This window comes from Butyrivibrio sp. FC2001, from assembly GCF_000424125.1.
Taxonomy (GTDB): Bacteria; Bacillota; Clostridia; order Lachnospirales; family Lachnospiraceae; genus Butyrivibrio.
The window spans coordinates 725740-740493 of record NZ_KE384132.1 but is presented as its reverse complement, the minus strand read 5'-3'; the positions used below and the strand labels follow the sequence as shown (position 1 = coordinate 740493).

The following is a 14754-nucleotide window of genomic DNA, read 5'->3' as shown; positions in this document are numbered from 1 at the left end:
TAATGATTAAGAAACTGTTTAGACAAAAGACGATGTCCTGGGTCAGCAGATACATTCTGAGGATTTTTCTGCACACATGTATTGCGATTGTAGTTGCGCTGATATTTTACATTTACAAGGGATCTTCCTTTAAGGGCGCAGACAGCCATGTTTACAACCTTCAGAATGAGGACAGCGAATTATCCTATTCGGATTCGGGACTGTTTAATGAGATTCTGAAAAACAATTTAAGAAATGTTGTAGAGCTTTCGGCCTATCAGTCGCTCTTTGAGACTGATGGTGTATATGATGGCAATAAGAGCATAGATGTTACAGCTTTTATCAACAGAAACAGTATTCTGCAATCTGACTACATAACAGCTGTTTATCCTGTGTCCAACCTTATTAAGTGGTCACAGAACGGCTTCGAGTATGAGGATGTTAACTTTACCAGCTCTGAGAGCAATAACTATCTTGCTACAACAACGGTTTATACGCATCTTCTGAAGAACAATGTTGAAGGTGGTATGAATGCCTTCCTCAATTCTCAGCTTGATAACAATACGGTTCGTACCAATGTTAAGGAAGCTGATAAGGACGGAGCGGGCTTCCACACAGTTCTGGTTCCAAGATATAAAACCATCTATGATGAAAATATAGAGGACATCGTATCAGACTGGGACGAGTATAACGAGCTATGCGCAAACATCACAGAGACTGCTTCAACCATGGCAGCCTGCTATGACCGCTATGCTGAATACAGTGATAAATACGGTTTTTATAAGACTAATCTAAGGTACTATATCACAAGGACTATCAATGCAAGAACTGAGGTATTTACAAATGTTGAGTCCCTGAAAAACGGAACCAATGGTCTTAACTTAAAGGATGTATTTAAGTCCTACGGCAGATACATTTATTACTGCCCGTATGATATAGAGTACTCCACCAACACACAGATAGATGAGGATACCTTAAGACAGCTCCTTGGCAATTTCCAATATACTTATCCCGATCAGATGAAATTCTATTTTGCGGTTGATGTGAATAAGACCGCAAACGTAGACGATTTCAAGGTGGGAAAAGAGGCCTTTAACCGCTATATGCCTTACTACAGGCAGCTGCACATGATAATTGCATTTTTTGTAGTTGTGTATCTGATAGTACTTGTTCATCTTGCAATTTATGAGGGAAGAATTGAGTATCCGGACGGAACGGTGGGCGGAATTGAGCGAATAGACATGATTCCTATTGAGCTTGTGGTGATATTTACTTTAGCGGTATTCGGAATCCTGTTTGGATTGTTCCAGTTTTCGATTAATAACTATTCCTCTATTAGTGGCAATACACTTAATATGTCGATTATTGCGGGAGGACTTGCATTCTGTGCGGACAATGCGCTTGCTTATGCGCTGTACAGCATTATAAGAAGAACCAAGGCACACTACCTTTACAAGACTTCGCTGCTGAAGATGATGTCAGAGGCTGTTCGCGGTCTGTTTGACAAAATGACGCTGAAGCAGAACCTGTTTGTAAGAACGGTTGTGCCATATATGATTTCAGCTGTTCTGACTCTTTATCTGGTGCTCAGATGGAGTATGGTCGGAATAGTGATCGTAGTAGTGTTTGACGTTGCTATACTGATCTACATCGTCAATCTGAATAAGGATAAGTTCACTATCCTTGATGCACTTCAGAGAATTGGTAAGGGTGAGATAGACGTTAAGATAGATACCACAAAGCTTCACAGTGCCAACGTATACATTGGTGAAGAGCTTAACAATATTTCTTCATCAGTTGAGGAAGCGGTCAACCGAAGTATGAGAGATGAGAAGCTTAAGGCTGACCTGATTACTAACGTTTCTCACGATATCAAGACGCCGCTCACTTCTATCATTAACTATGTGGATCTTTTGAAAAGAGAGAATATCGACGATCCCAAGATCAGTGAGTATATAAGAGTCCTTGATAATAAGTCCCAGAGACTTCGTCAGCTTACTGAGGACCTGGTGGAGGCATCCAAGATTTCATCAGGTAACATTACACTTACCTTTGGAGAGTTGAACTTTGCCGAGTTTGTTAATCAGATTCTTGGTGAGTTTTATGAAAAGTTTGACAGCGTCAATCTCTATCCGATCCTTAAGTGTGAAAAGTATGATGTTATAATTCAGGCGGATGCAAGACAGCTATACAGAGTTATTGAGAACCTCTTTAACAATGTATGTAAATATGCTCTTCCGAATACCAGAGTTTATATGGATCTTGTGGTGGTTGATCTTGAGAACGATACCCATAAGGCTGTTTTCTCAGTAAAGAATATCTCGAAGAATGAGCTTAATATCAAGGCTGAAGAGCTTACAGAGAGATTTATCAGAGGAGATATTTCAAGAAGCACGGAAGGTTCCGGACTTGGTCTTTCCATTGCCAAGAGTCTTACCACCGCCATGGGCGGAGAGTTCGAGATTGTTCTCGACGGTGACCTGTTCAAGGCGAATGTATCCTTTGAGACATGTAAATTCAGTAACGGTAATCCCGCATCTGAAAGACAAGGGTAAAAAATATCCCGTCGGTATATGTGCCGGCGGGATTACTTTATTAATCATTTAGTCGAACAGGTCCTCAGTTTTAGCTGTACGTGAATTGTACTTTTCGAGAATCTTGTGGAGCTTGTCAGTAGGAGTGATAACGTTGCTCAGGGAATCATCGTGGTTCATGAAGTCGATGATTGTTGCCATGAACTTACTCATATCAGCTACGTGATAGTATTCTCTTTTTACAAATTCAGGATTCTGATATATCAGGTTAGTTGTAATGAGCGCATCAAAGTCGCCATTATTATAACCTTCGTCAAATACCTCGATACCGTTTGTGAAAAGACCAAAGGTTGTGCAGATGAATACACGCTTTGCTCCTTTTTTCTTAAGCTGGCGGGAGGTGTCTATCATGCTTGAACCTGATGAGATCATGTCATCGATGATGATAACGTCCTTGCCATCTATGGATGAACCAAGATATTCGTGTGCAACGATAGGATTGGAGCCGTTAACGACCTTGCTGTAGTCACGTCTCTTGTAGAACATTCCTGTGTCTACGTTAAGCACGTTAGCGAAGTATACGGCTCTGTCCAAAGCGCCCTCGTCCGGGCTTATTACTGTGAGGTGCTCTTTATCAACTGTGAGATCGTCAATCTCGGAGATGAGAGCCTTCATGAACTGAGGTGATGCCATGAAGTTATCAAAGCCGCAGATAGGAGCAGCGTTTGAAATTCTGGGATCGTGAGCATCAAAGGTAATGAAGTTACCGATGCCCATTTTATAAAGCTCTGAGAACATTACTGCCGCATCAAGTGACTCGCGGCTGTTCTTGTTGTGCTGTCTGCCTTCATAAAGGAAGGGCATGATGATGTTTATTCTTCTTGCCTTGCCGTTGATGGCTGCGATAACTCTCTTTAAATCCTGGTAGTGATCATCGGGAGAGTAGTAATTGTCATATCCGTACATTTTATATGTCATGCTGTGATTCATGACATCTGTCAGAATGAAAACGTCCTTACCGCGGACTGATTCACGCATCTGAGCCTTGGACTCGCCGCTTCCGAAGCGGGGATTTGAGTATTTAACTCTGTAATCGTCCTTAACATAGCCCTGAAAAGCGGGATCATTACCCGGTGTGTCATGAAGATCGTGTCTAAAGGATACAAGGTGTGAATTAACAAGTTCGCCCAGCTCCTTGGCGCTGTCCATAACAATAAGTGCAATGGGAGCAACGGGCATTGATGAATCTAACTTATGAAAATCAGGCATTTTATCTCCTAACATATATGAATACATAGATTTTTTACGCCACTATTTTATTGTATCATATCCCAATACGTCAAGATAAGGTATCTCACAAACCTAATTTATGTTACAATCACTATTATGAAAAACGAAGGACATTTAATTAAAAAGGTTGAACCCGGAAGCATTGCAGAGGAAATGGAGATTGCTGCCGGGGATCGTTTGCTTGCAATAAACGATGAACCAATAAAGGATATTTTTGATTATCAGTACATGGTACAGGATGAAGAGCTCACTCTGCTCGTAAGAAAGCCTGACGGCGAGGAGTGGGAGCTTGAGATTGAGAAGTACTATGACGAGGATCTGGGCATCGAGTTTGATAACGGACTTATGGATGACTACAGATCCTGCTGCAACAAATGCATATTTTGCTTCATAGACCAGATGCCCCCGGGAATGAGAGAGACCCTTTATTTTAAGGATGATGATGCGAGACTCTCATTTTTGCAGGGTAACTATGTCACGCTTACAAATATGAGTGATGATGATATAAACAGGATTCTCAAGTATCACTTATCACCCATCAACGTATCCTTCCAGACCACCAATCCGGAGCTTCGCTGCAAGATGCTTAATAACCGCTTTGCAGGTGAAGCACTTAAAAAGGTTGATAAGCTATGTGCTCCCGGCACTGGAATAGAGCTTAACGGTCAGATAGTTCTCTGTAAGGATGTAAATGACGGAGCAGAGCTTCACAGATCACTGACTGACCTGTATAATTACAGACCGAATCTAAGGAGCGTATCGGTAGTTCCTGTTGGCCTTTCAAAATTCAGAGACGGGCTTTATCCCTTAGAACCCTTTGAAAGGGATGATGCCAGAAAGGTGATAGCAGAGATTGAGTACTGGCAGGATAAATCCTTTAAGGAATACGGAGATCACTTTGTTCATGCATCTGATGAGTGGTATATGATTGCAGGACTTCCTATTCCGGGTGCTGAGATATATGATGACTACGGTCAGCTTGAAAACGGCGTTGGAATGGTGAGACTCCTTCTTGATGAATTCTACGAAGGTCTTGAAGATATTAAGAAGAACGGCCTTGAAGGAATAGATCTAAATACTTATACTAGTGAGGTTTCTACGGCCAGCGGCAAGCTGATTTATCCGTACATCTGTGAGATGGCAGAGAAGCTTACGGAGGTTATTCCGGGGCTTACGGTTCATGTCCATGAGATAACCAATAATTTCTTTGGAGAGAGGATCACAGTTACAGGTCTTCTTACAGGACAGGACATAATAGAGCAGCTTAAGGGCCAGAAGCTAGGAGATACGCTGATTCTTCCTCAGAACGTCTTGAGGGCCGGAGAGGATTATCTTCTTGATGATGTCAGAGTATGTGACATAGAGAGAGAGCTTGGCGTTAAGGTTCGAATAATCAAAAGTGGGGGAATGGATTTTGTCAGGGGACTTATTTTTGAACAGGATGGTAATTTATGAAAAGAAAAAACATAGTTGCGGTTGTTGGTAGACCAAACGTCGGAAAGAGCACACTTTTTAATGCTGTAGCCGGCAAAAACATTTCCATAGTTGAAGATACACCGGGTGTTACAAGAGACAGAATCTATCAGGACGTGGAGTGGCTTAACTACAACTTCACCCTTGTTGATACCGGCGGTATCGAGCCTGATACAAATGACACTATTCTTGCGCAGATGCGAGATCAGGCTGAGATAGCAATTGAGACTGCTGATGTCATTATTTTCATGTGTGATGTTAAGCAGGGACTTACAGATGCGGATTCTCAGGTTGCGGACATGCTTAGAAAGTCCAGAAAGCCTGTGGTTCTTTGCGTAAATAAGGTGGACAGCTTCAAGAGAGATTCCATGGATGTATATGAGTTCTACAACCTTGGAATCGGCGAGCCTTTCCCTATAAGTGCTGCAAATAAGCAGGGAATCGGCGATCTCCTTGAGGAAGTGACCAAGAACTTTACAACCTCAGATGGCGAAGAGGAAGAGGATGATTCTATAAGGGTAGCCGTTATCGGTAAGCCCAATGTTGGTAAGAGCTCTATTATCAACAGACTTTGCGGTGAGAACAGACTTATCGTATCCGATGTTGCAGGAACTACACGTGATGCCATTGATACTGAGGTTAAGTACAACGGTAAGAAGTACACCTTCATTGATACAGCAGGTCTTCGCAGGAAGAACAAGGTAAAGGAAAAGCTTGAGGAATACATGATCCTCAGAACCGTTACAGCTGTTGAGCGTGCAGACGTAGCCGTAATCGTAATAAATGCGGATGAGGGTGTTACAGAGCAGGATGCTAAGATCGCCGGAATCGCCCACGACAGAGGAAAGGGCATTATCATTGCGGTTAACAAGTGGGATCTTATTGAGAAGGACAACAAGACTGTAAATGAATTTACAAAGGATGTAAGAAACGTCCTTTCATTCATGCCTTATGCAGAGATTATTTTCATCTCCGCAGAGACAGGCCAGAGACTTGTTAAGCTCTATGACATGATCGATGCCGTAAGCGAGAATCATGCCATGAGAGTTGCAACAGGTGTCCTTAACGAGATCATGATGCAGGCAGTTGTTATGCAGCAGCCCCCGTCAGATAAGGGTAAGATGCTTAAGCTCTATTACATCACCCAGGCTTCTGTTAAGCCGCCGACCTTTGTAATATTTGTTAATGATAAAAAGCTGATGCATTTTTCATATACAAGATATATCGAGAATCAGATCCGTGCGTCCTTCGGATTTAAGGGTACGCCTTTGAGATTTATAATTCGCGAGAGAAAAAATGATCAGAAAAAATAAGTGCAGCGATAATGCACTTGGGAGGGGAAAGATATGAATTTAACACCCATACTTGTTAGGGGATTATGCCTGCTTATAGGCTATGGCTTTGGTCTTATTCAGTCTGCGGTTATTTACTGCAACATGAAGGGCGTCGATATCAGAAGCGTCGGAAGTGGTAATGCAGGAACCACCAATACACTGAGAGCTCTTGGACCGAGGGCCGGATTTACCGTACTTTTTGCAGACATGCTTAAGTGTATAGCTGCTGTAGTAGTAGCTTCACTTATCACCAGACAGATTCTTGGAAGCGGATATACGGATATGAAATATCTTCTGAAAATATATACCGCTGCCGGATGTGTTCTTGGACACGATTTTCCTTTTTATACCAACTTCAGAGGCGGTAAAGGAATTGCATGTACTGCAGGATATATAGTTGCTTTTAAATGGACATTCGTAATCGGGGGACTTTTGTCATTCCTGATTCCTTTTAACATCACACATTTTGTGTCTCTTGGATCACTTTGTCTCTACGCTGTATTTTTTATTCAACTGGTGGCAGAGGGACAGATGGGGCTTCTTGGAATGCCTCAGACGTATCTTATAGAGATGTATCTGATTGCCTTTGCGATGACTGCTCTGGCTTTTTATCAGCACAGAACTAACATCGGAAGACTTGTAAGAGGCGAAGAGAGAAAGACTTATATCTGGAAAAAGAACAAGGTAGATTAAAAAAGGAGGACAACTTGGACAGTAACAACATAGCGGTCATAGGCTCTGGTAGCTGGGGAATTGCACTTGCAAGAACACTTTGGAAAAACGGAGCAAATGTAACTATTTGGGCACGAAGCAGAGAATCTGCTGAAAGACTTAAACTAAACAGGGAGGACAAGGACAAGCTTCCCGGAGTAATTCTTGATGGTTCTATTAAGATAACCGATAGCATGGAGGATGCGCTTAGGGACAAGGATATGATTGTCGTAACTGTTCCTTCAATTGCTGTCAGAGAAGTTTGTGAAAAGATGAAGCCTTATCTTGCAAACGAAGATGAGAGGCATCAGATAATCGTAAACTGTGCAAAGGGTATTGAGGCTGACTCACTTATGCTGATGTCAGATGTAATATTAGACGTCCTTCCGGGCAGAGATGTGGCTGTACTTTCAGGACCTTCTCACGCAGAGGAGGTTGGAAAGGACCTTCCCACTACTATTGTTGTAAGCGCATTTTCAAAGGAATCTGCCAAGGCTGTTCAGGATGCCTTTATGTCAGATTGCTTCAGAGTTTATACAAGTCCTGATATGCTGGGCATCGAGATTGGTGCAGCGCTTAAGAACGTAATAGCTCTGGCGGCAGGTGTATGTGATGGACTTGGCTTTGGAGATAATGCAAAGGCTGCTCTTATCACCAGAGGTATCGCTGAGATGTCAAGACTTGGTGCTGCAATGGGCGGAGATTATGAGACCTTCTCGGGCCTTTCAGGTATAGGCGATCTTGTTGTTACCTGTGCGTCCATGCACTCCAGGAACAGAAGAGCAGGTATTCTCATTGGTCAGGGTAAAACTTGTGAAGAAGCTACAAGAGAAGTCAAGATGGTAGTTGAGGGTGTTAACAGCGCCGCAGCTGCACTTGCTCTTGCAAAGAAATATGATGTTGAGATGCCTATTGTTGAGCAGGTAAATGAGGTGCTCTTTAATAATAAGCCTGCAATAGAAGCTGTCAGAGAGCTTATGAGCAGAGAGAAGAAGGATGAGAACGATCTCCAGGGATGGTAAAATGCAGAGGATTCTTTGTCATTACTGAAAAAAGTACTGAATCAGCATTATGATTTTTTATTTCGTTTAGAATGAAATTTTATGAAAATTTTATACATTAAAATGATAATTAGTTATTGATACATGTTAAAATATTAATCGTTATGGAGATGCTTTTTCTGTAACGATTATTTTTTTTGTCACGGAAAATTAAAAAAACTATGGGGGTGAAAGAAATGAAGAAAATTATGAAACAGATGTTAGCGCTGATGCTTGCTTTGGTAGTAGCATTTACATTAGCGCCTGTAAATGCGCAAGCAGCAGGAAAGGTTAAATTTGCTAATTCCGGAAAAGTAAAGGCTGTAATGTATAAGGGCGCTAAAGCTAAGAAAGCATCCTTTTCAATGAATTCTGTAAAGATTAAAGAAGCGATTCCTCTTGAATGGGCTAACGGAGAAAAGGGGTATTATGATGAGTACGAGGTTACGCTCAATTTAAAGAAAGCTAAAATGTCTAAAACGGATATTATAAAGACAGTTAAGGAATCCAGAAAAAAGGGTGGTAAAATAGCAAGTTATTGTACCTTTTTGATTGACGCCAATGGCAATACACTAAAAGGCAATTCTGATGGTGTATTTATACAGAGCGGAGGACTGGATTATTCTGCTTCATCATCTTCTAAAACTTTAAAAGCTAAAGAAGGACGTACAACTTATTACATTTGGAGCTGGAGAAAAACAGAAGTTTACAAATATAAGATTTACATTGAGCACGGAAAGACAGGCATTTATTTAGGAGTTGCAGGTCTTAAGAAGGGACAGATAAAAGAAAAGAATCAGGATAAGCTAAAGGATGGTGCAATAACATATACAAAGGCAGGCTTTGGAAACAAGAAGGGCTTTGCAATAGCCGGTTCTATTGTTAACTGATTTTTGTTTCAAATAAAATTGAAGATAATCAAGGGGATGCTACATTAGATGACATATCTTAGGTGGCATCCCTTTTTTGAAACAGTTGTCTGGTCAAGTTTATTTCATGATGCTGTAACTGGCGCCAAATAATTTATGAAAAATCAGAGGTAACTAATAGAAGAGCATGAACCTTTTGCGATAGAACTACTTGATTAAAGTGGAAATTTAGAAATAAGCGCGTAGTCTTGGGCGGCCTAAGCCTTAAGATTACGCGACAAAAATTGGAAAATATGTAAAAGGCGCGTAGCCTTATGCGATTTAAGCGATAATACTACGCGACAAAAATTGGAAAATATGTAAAAGGCGCGTAGCCTTGTGCAATTTAAGCGATAATACTACGCGACAAAAAGTAGAAATATGAGAAAGACACGTAGTTCATAAAGCAAACTATTTTTTTTAGCAAAGTATGAAGAGGGGAACAATAATGAAGAAAAAGGGAATGATTATAAGTAAGATGACGTGTACCATCGTAACCTTAGCCATGCTATTATTCACCGCATGTGGAAGTGACAGCGGAGCAGATGATCCAAACCTTGGATTATATGAAGCCACAACTGCCAAAATGAGCGGTATAGAGCTTAACGTAAAAGATGTATGGGAAGATGGACTTACGATTGAGCTTAAGAAGGGCGGAAAAGCACGTCTCCAAAGCGAAGATGAGGACGGTAGCTTCAAATGGAAGCTTGACGGAGAAACCTTCCATGGCGAGGGCGGCGGAGCCACCTTTGACGGAACGTTAAAGGACGGAGTTATGGTGCTTGAAGATCTTGAAGGCTCCGGAGTTACAGTAACGCTTGTGTGTAACGATATAGTTTCATCCCAAAAGGGAAAAGAAAAGGCCGGTACAGGTGAGCAGACTAAAGCCTCTACAGGAACCTTTGGTGATGAAACAACGGAGGCTACAGAAGGAGACCAGGCTGCAGAACCTTTAGCAGGTGATGCAATATCAGAGAATGATACGGGGGCAACGACCAGTAGTATTGCTGGTGCTGCGGAAGCTGATGATGGCTCAGTAAGCGGATATTACGATGCGGTTGCAGCTTCTGTAAATGGCGAAGAGGATGTGTGGATAGAGGCAGGAGAATATCTTAATGTAAATGAAGACGGTACTCTTAGCATGTATGTAGCTGAGCAGAGCCTGGATTTTGATACAACTATAGAAGACAACAAATTTTATCTTAATGGAAATACAAAGGTAGGCGAAATCAATGCCGACGGCAGCATAACTCTCAATTTGTCTGACACGGTAAAATACTTGTTTGCTAAGAAGGGCAGCGATAAGTGGAATGAGTGGCAGGAAGCCATGGGTGGGGGCTCGCTTGGTCTTCCCGGTGAAGAGCAGGGAGGTTCTCTTGGACTTGTAGATGACTCCATGGAGGAAAGCGTAGAAGCAGATTATGACTTCGACGAGGCTTTAAAGCTTGTGAGTGATTACAACGGAATATTGATGTTTTTTGGCGGAGAAGGTAAGTTCTACGGAAAAACATTTGACGGCACAGGAACAAATGCCTTCGCTCGTATTGTTATTGATGAAAAAAAGAAACCGATAGTATTTATCCGTTCCATAATGGGTGATTCCAGGAATTTTAAAAATCTGAAAAGTGAGTTCAGGGATGACGGATGGATACAGGTTACCGGTGAAATAGGTACTGACGATGGCGACAAGGAATGGTTTGCTATCATAAAGCCTCCTGTTGGAAATGAGCCCATATGTGTTGAGGCAGTTCTTACTTCAGATTATGAGACACCTATGTTTACACTTTTCATGAAACCAACTGATGAATCCTGGGACTACAGCTATATGGATGATTACCTTGAAAAGAAGGTGTTTGATAATTATATCTATAATATGGATGTGGCTAAGGGAAACACTCTTGAAGATAAACTTAAGTGCTATCAGGATTATTGGGATAAACACAAAACCATCGAATGGGAGACCTATACGATGATAACTGATGATATTCCGGATCCTTCACTCCTAAATTTGTATAAATAATGAATAGTGTTTTATCGGTGACTTCATTTTGTGTGAGGTCACCGACTTTTTTGGAAATAAAAAGAAATTATCTGACGCCTTTTGAATCTTATCTTAAGTAAATCTTAAGAAATCACCCTTCTCATTGAATAAATTTTTAAAGTATGGCAAGATATCCCTTGCTGTAAAAATGAAATAAAATTTTAGAGAGGAAATTGGGAAAATGAAAAAAAGTTTCAAAACAGGCGTTTGCAAAGCGCTGACAACTGTTGCATGCGCTGCACTTATGATTGCCGGTGCTCTTGGATTTGGTTCAATGTCTGCTAAGGCTGCTGCTACAACTAAGAACGTTACTATCGATTACAGAAACGGAAGAACTATTAGTTTTAATACTGAGAAAGAAGAGGAAAATCTGAATGACAATAAGATTTCAAAAGATTACCTGGATTCATATATAACTTCAGTAGTAATGGTTTGCTATGATCCGAGTGTGCGCGATCTTGATATTACTACAACTAATCAGATCACATCTGTTTTATCTAAAAATCCTTATCAGGGAATTACTTTAACGAATAGTTCTGATAATTCAATTACTATGCGTGCTGCTGATGGCTCCGTAGGTACTGGTAAATATGTACTTAATAAGGAGATTATCAAGCAGGCTGCCGATACTTTTAGGCTTGATAAAGATAATCTTGATGAATCTGCTATGGAATTTATGACAGTAATTGATGCAATGTATTCAGGAGACATATTGACATATTATGAAACACATAATGTTCCAGAAGACATTGAATATGTAGTTGAAATCAAGTTTTCAGATATCCCTGTTAAGACAGATAACAAGGTGAATTCAACTCCTGCAGTAACATTTGAAGTAGGAAGCGAGTTTGAGGATAATGGAATTAAGTACCGCATTATGGATGCTGAAGGTAACCTCAGTGCAATCAGCCTCACAGCTAATTCAAAGAGCGTTACTATTCCCGATTCTGTAAATTACTCAGGCATTGCTCTTAACGTTACTGACATTGCTCAGAACTTCATGAAGGGTAACAAGAAGGTAAAGAAGGTTACAATCGGTTCTAACGTAACATCAATAGGAAGCAAGGCATTTTATCAGTGCAAGAAGCTTAAGAAGGCTACTATCAAGTCTACAAAGCTTACAACTATTGGTAAGAAGGCATTTGGTAAGGACGCAAAGAGCTTTACATTAAAGATGCCTAAGAGTTGCAAGAAGGCTTATAAGAAGCTCCTTAAGAAGGCAAAGATTAAGTTCTAATTACGAAAAAATATAATCTATTGACTCATCCTCCTAAAATATGGCATGATAGCTTTTGCTGAAAAAAAGTATTAGGAGGAATTTGGGGAAATGAAGAAAAGTATTAAAATAGGCGCATGCAAGGTTATAACTACTATTGCATGCGCTACTTTTGTTTTTGCAGGAGCACTTGGAATTAATTCCTTATCTGCAAAGGCAGCTGTTAACAAGACATGGTCAATAGACCTGAGTAATGGAAAAACCTATACCTATAATGAGAAGGTTTTTGAGGAGGCTAATCCTCCAAAAGAAGAAAGAGATGCCTTTGCATTAGCAGCGATTGTTGAAACATATACTCTGGATATTGCAACTATGAAACAACCCGAGATTGGAGCAGAAGTTACAGCTGAGTTTTCTAAGAATCCTTATCAGGGTGTTTTGCTAAATTTTATAGATGAAGATAACGTTTCTATTAAAGGGGCTAATGGCGCAATTGGAACAGGAAAATATGTTGTCAGTGCGGATAGTCTTATGAAGGCAGGTTGGGACAGATGGAGTGCCTGTTATTGCATACAAGAAGTGTTAGCTGTGTTGTATGGTGAGAAGGTTGAATACGATTATGTCAGAAATAATAATGTTGAAATCGTCGTTGATGTTAATTTTTCGGATCTGCCTATCATCACAACCAATAATGGACTTGGCACATCTGCAGTTTCTTTTATCGTTAACAAAGAGTTTGAAGCAGACAGCATTAGGTATCGCGTCTTGGGTGCTGCCGGTAACTTAAGCGCGATTAAGCTTACTGAAGACAAAAAGAAGGTTACAATACCTGATTCGGTAAATCTTAATGGATATAATTTAAACGTGATAGACATTGCTCCGAATTTCATGAAGGGCAATAAGAAGACCAAGACAGTAACAATTGGTTCTAACGTTACATCTATTGGAAGCAAGGCTTTCTACCAGTGCAAGAAGCTTAAGAAAGTAACAATCAAGTCTACAAAGCTTACAACAATTGGTAAGAAGGCATTCGGTAAGGATGCAAAGAAATTCAAATTAAAGCTTCCCAAGAGCTGCAAGAAGACTTACAAGAAGCTCCTTAAGAAGGCAGGATATAAGCTTTAATTATTTAATATCGGGAGTAATATGATGAAATGTTATAAACAAAGTATCTATAAATTTTTGATGGTCGCTTCGTGTGTTGTTTTTATGCTTGCAGGAGCATTTGGAATTAACTCTATATCTGCAAAGGCAGCAACTTCATCCTGGACTGTTGATCTTAGCAATGGTAGAAATATTGTTTTTAATGAAAAACAGATGAGGAAAGACAAAAATTATACCAAAGACTATAAGGATGCAGTTGTAGTAGCAATTATAATGTGGATGTATGATACGCAAGGTATAATGGATGATTTTGAAGCAGAAGATTTCAAGATTGTGTTTTCTGAAAAACCTTACCAGGGAGCGGAATATAAAGAATCAGATAATTCTGATGTTACAGTGAGTGCCCTAAGTAATTCAGCAGGAACAGGAAAATATGTAATTTCTAAGGAAACATTAGTTAATTCTCATAGGTTTAATGAAGATGAAGCCTGGATGAATATAAACTGGCTGGAGGAGTTGCTCTTAGGAGAGCGGACTTTGTATGGTGACTCTGTATTCAATGTTGAAATAAAATTTTCGGATGCTCCAATTGTTAAGGATGAGGAGGCAAAAGGAACCGGTAAAGTATCCTTAATTCAGGGAGGAGAGTTCGAGGACAACGGAATAAAATATCGCATAATGGATGCGATAGGTAACCTTAGCGCAATCAGCCTCACTGCCAATTCAAAGAGCGTTACTATCCCTGATTCTGTTGGCTTTGAAGGCTATAACCTGAATGTTATTGATGTTGCTCCGAATTTTATGAAAGGCAACAAGAAGGTAAAGAAGGTTACAATCGGTTCTAACGTTACATCTATAGGGAATGAAGCGTTCTACAAATGTAAAAAACTAAAGAAAGTTACAATTACTTCTACAAAGATCACAACCTTTGGAAAGAAGGCATTCGGTAAGGATGCAAAGAAATTCAAATTAAAGCTTCCCAAGAGCTGCAAGAAGACTTACAAGAAGCTTCTCAAGAAGGCAAAGATTAAGTGTTAATTGCTGATATATACTAATATTTTAAATTGTGTTTTCGGTGACCTGAATTATATTCGGGTCGCCGATTTTTTGACAGTACCTGCAAT

11 protein-coding genes are annotated in these 14754 nt (G+C 40.3%); 10 read left to right on the top strand and 1 reads right to left on the bottom strand.

The genetic code is table 11. From position 1 onward, the window contains the following. The first annotated feature begins 2 nt into the window (after positions 1-2). Positions 3-2534 (top strand): sensor histidine kinase, encoded by a 2532-nt coding sequence (locus tag G601_RS25345; RefSeq protein WP_051205972.1) that lies wholly within the window; start codon positions 3-5, stop codon positions 2532-2534. Positions 2535-2582: 48 nt separating this feature from the next. On the opposite strand, the gene G601_RS0116885 is transcribed toward G601_RS25345, so the two are convergent. Next, entirely contained in the window at positions 2583-3782 is a 1200-nt protein-coding gene (locus G601_RS0116885) for a ribose-phosphate pyrophosphokinase (RefSeq protein ID WP_035785303.1), read from the bottom strand. A gap of 117 nt (positions 3783-3899) precedes the next feature. Here G601_RS0116885 and G601_RS0116880 point away from each other — a divergent pair, with 117 nt between their 5' ends. The 9 genes from G601_RS0116880 (at position 3900) to G601_RS0116840 (ending at position 14668) form a co-directional block, all read left to right on the top strand. Further along, complete coding sequence (locus G601_RS0116880) at positions 3900-5258, top strand: radical SAM protein (RefSeq protein ID WP_035785300.1); 1359 nt, start codon at positions 3900-3902, stop codon at positions 5256-5258. After that, entirely contained in the window at positions 5255-6589 is a 1335-nt protein-coding gene (gene der / locus G601_RS0116875; RefSeq protein WP_026490906.1) for a ribosome biogenesis GTPase Der, read from the top strand. The genes G601_RS0116880 and der overlap by 4 nt, the downstream gene beginning before the upstream one ends. Before the next feature lie 33 nt (positions 6590-6622). Next, positions 6623-7303: a glycerol-3-phosphate acyltransferase gene (locus G601_RS0116870; protein WP_026490905.1), complete on the top strand. Its 681-nt coding sequence runs from the start codon at positions 6623-6625 to the stop codon at positions 7301-7303. A gap of 14 nt (positions 7304-7317) precedes the next feature. Further along, positions 7318-8343 (top strand): NAD(P)H-dependent glycerol-3-phosphate dehydrogenase, encoded by a 1026-nt coding sequence (locus G601_RS0116865; RefSeq protein WP_026490904.1) that lies wholly within the window; start codon positions 7318-7320, stop codon positions 8341-8343. A gap of 215 nt (positions 8344-8558) precedes the next feature. Then, positions 8559-9251, top strand: a complete 693-nt coding sequence (locus tag G601_RS0116860) for a hypothetical protein (protein WP_026490903.1) — start codon at positions 8559-8561, stop codon at positions 9249-9251. A gap of 466 nt (positions 9252-9717) precedes the next feature. Further along, on the top strand, positions 9718-11289 hold the full coding sequence (locus G601_RS0116855) for a hypothetical protein (RefSeq protein ID WP_026666037.1): 1572 nt from the start codon (positions 9718-9720) through the stop codon (positions 11287-11289). 202 nt (positions 11290-11491) lie between these two features. Then, positions 11492-12547, top strand: coding sequence for a leucine-rich repeat protein (locus G601_RS0116850; RefSeq protein ID WP_026666036.1), 1056 nt, complete (start codon positions 11492-11494; stop codon positions 12545-12547). 90 nt (positions 12548-12637) lie between these two features. After that, positions 12638-13651, top strand: a complete 1014-nt coding sequence (locus G601_RS0116845) for a leucine-rich repeat protein (RefSeq protein ID WP_026666035.1) — start codon at positions 12638-12640, stop codon at positions 13649-13651. 60 nt (positions 13652-13711) lie between these two features. Continuing rightward, positions 13712-14668: a leucine-rich repeat protein gene (locus tag G601_RS0116840; protein WP_242834440.1), complete on the top strand. Its 957-nt coding sequence runs from the start codon at positions 13712-13714 to the stop codon at positions 14666-14668. The last annotated feature ends 86 nt before the right edge of the window (positions 14669-14754 follow it).

Coding starts and splice junctions, on each gene's coding strand:
- G601_RS0116855 (WP_026666037.1), top strand. CDS start 9,718: ATGAAGAAAAAGGGAATGATTATAAGTAAGATGACGTGTACCATCGTA.
- G601_RS0116850 (WP_026666036.1), top strand. CDS start 11,492: ATGAAAAAAAGTTTCAAAACAGGCGTTTGCAAAGCGCTGACAACTGTT.
- G601_RS0116885 (WP_035785303.1), bottom strand. CDS start 3,782: ATGCCTGATTTTCATAAGTTAGATTCATCAATGCCCGTTGCTCCCATT.
- G601_RS0116880 (WP_035785300.1), top strand. CDS start 3,900: ATGAAAAACGAAGGACATTTAATTAAAAAGGTTGAACCCGGAAGCATT.
- G601_RS0116840 (WP_242834440.1), top strand. CDS start 13,712: ATGGTCGCTTCGTGTGTTGTTTTTATGCTTGCAGGAGCATTTGGAATT.
- G601_RS0116860 (WP_026490903.1), top strand. CDS start 8,559: ATGAAGAAAATTATGAAACAGATGTTAGCGCTGATGCTTGCTTTGGTA.
- der (WP_026490906.1), top strand. CDS start 5,255: ATGAAAAGAAAAAACATAGTTGCGGTTGTTGGTAGACCAAACGTCGGA.
- G601_RS0116870 (WP_026490905.1), top strand. CDS start 6,623: ATGAATTTAACACCCATACTTGTTAGGGGATTATGCCTGCTTATAGGC.
- G601_RS25345 (WP_051205972.1), top strand. CDS start 3: ATGATTAAGAAACTGTTTAGACAAAAGACGATGTCCTGGGTCAGCAGA.
- G601_RS0116845 (WP_026666035.1), top strand. CDS start 12,638: ATGAAGAAAAGTATTAAAATAGGCGCATGCAAGGTTATAACTACTATT.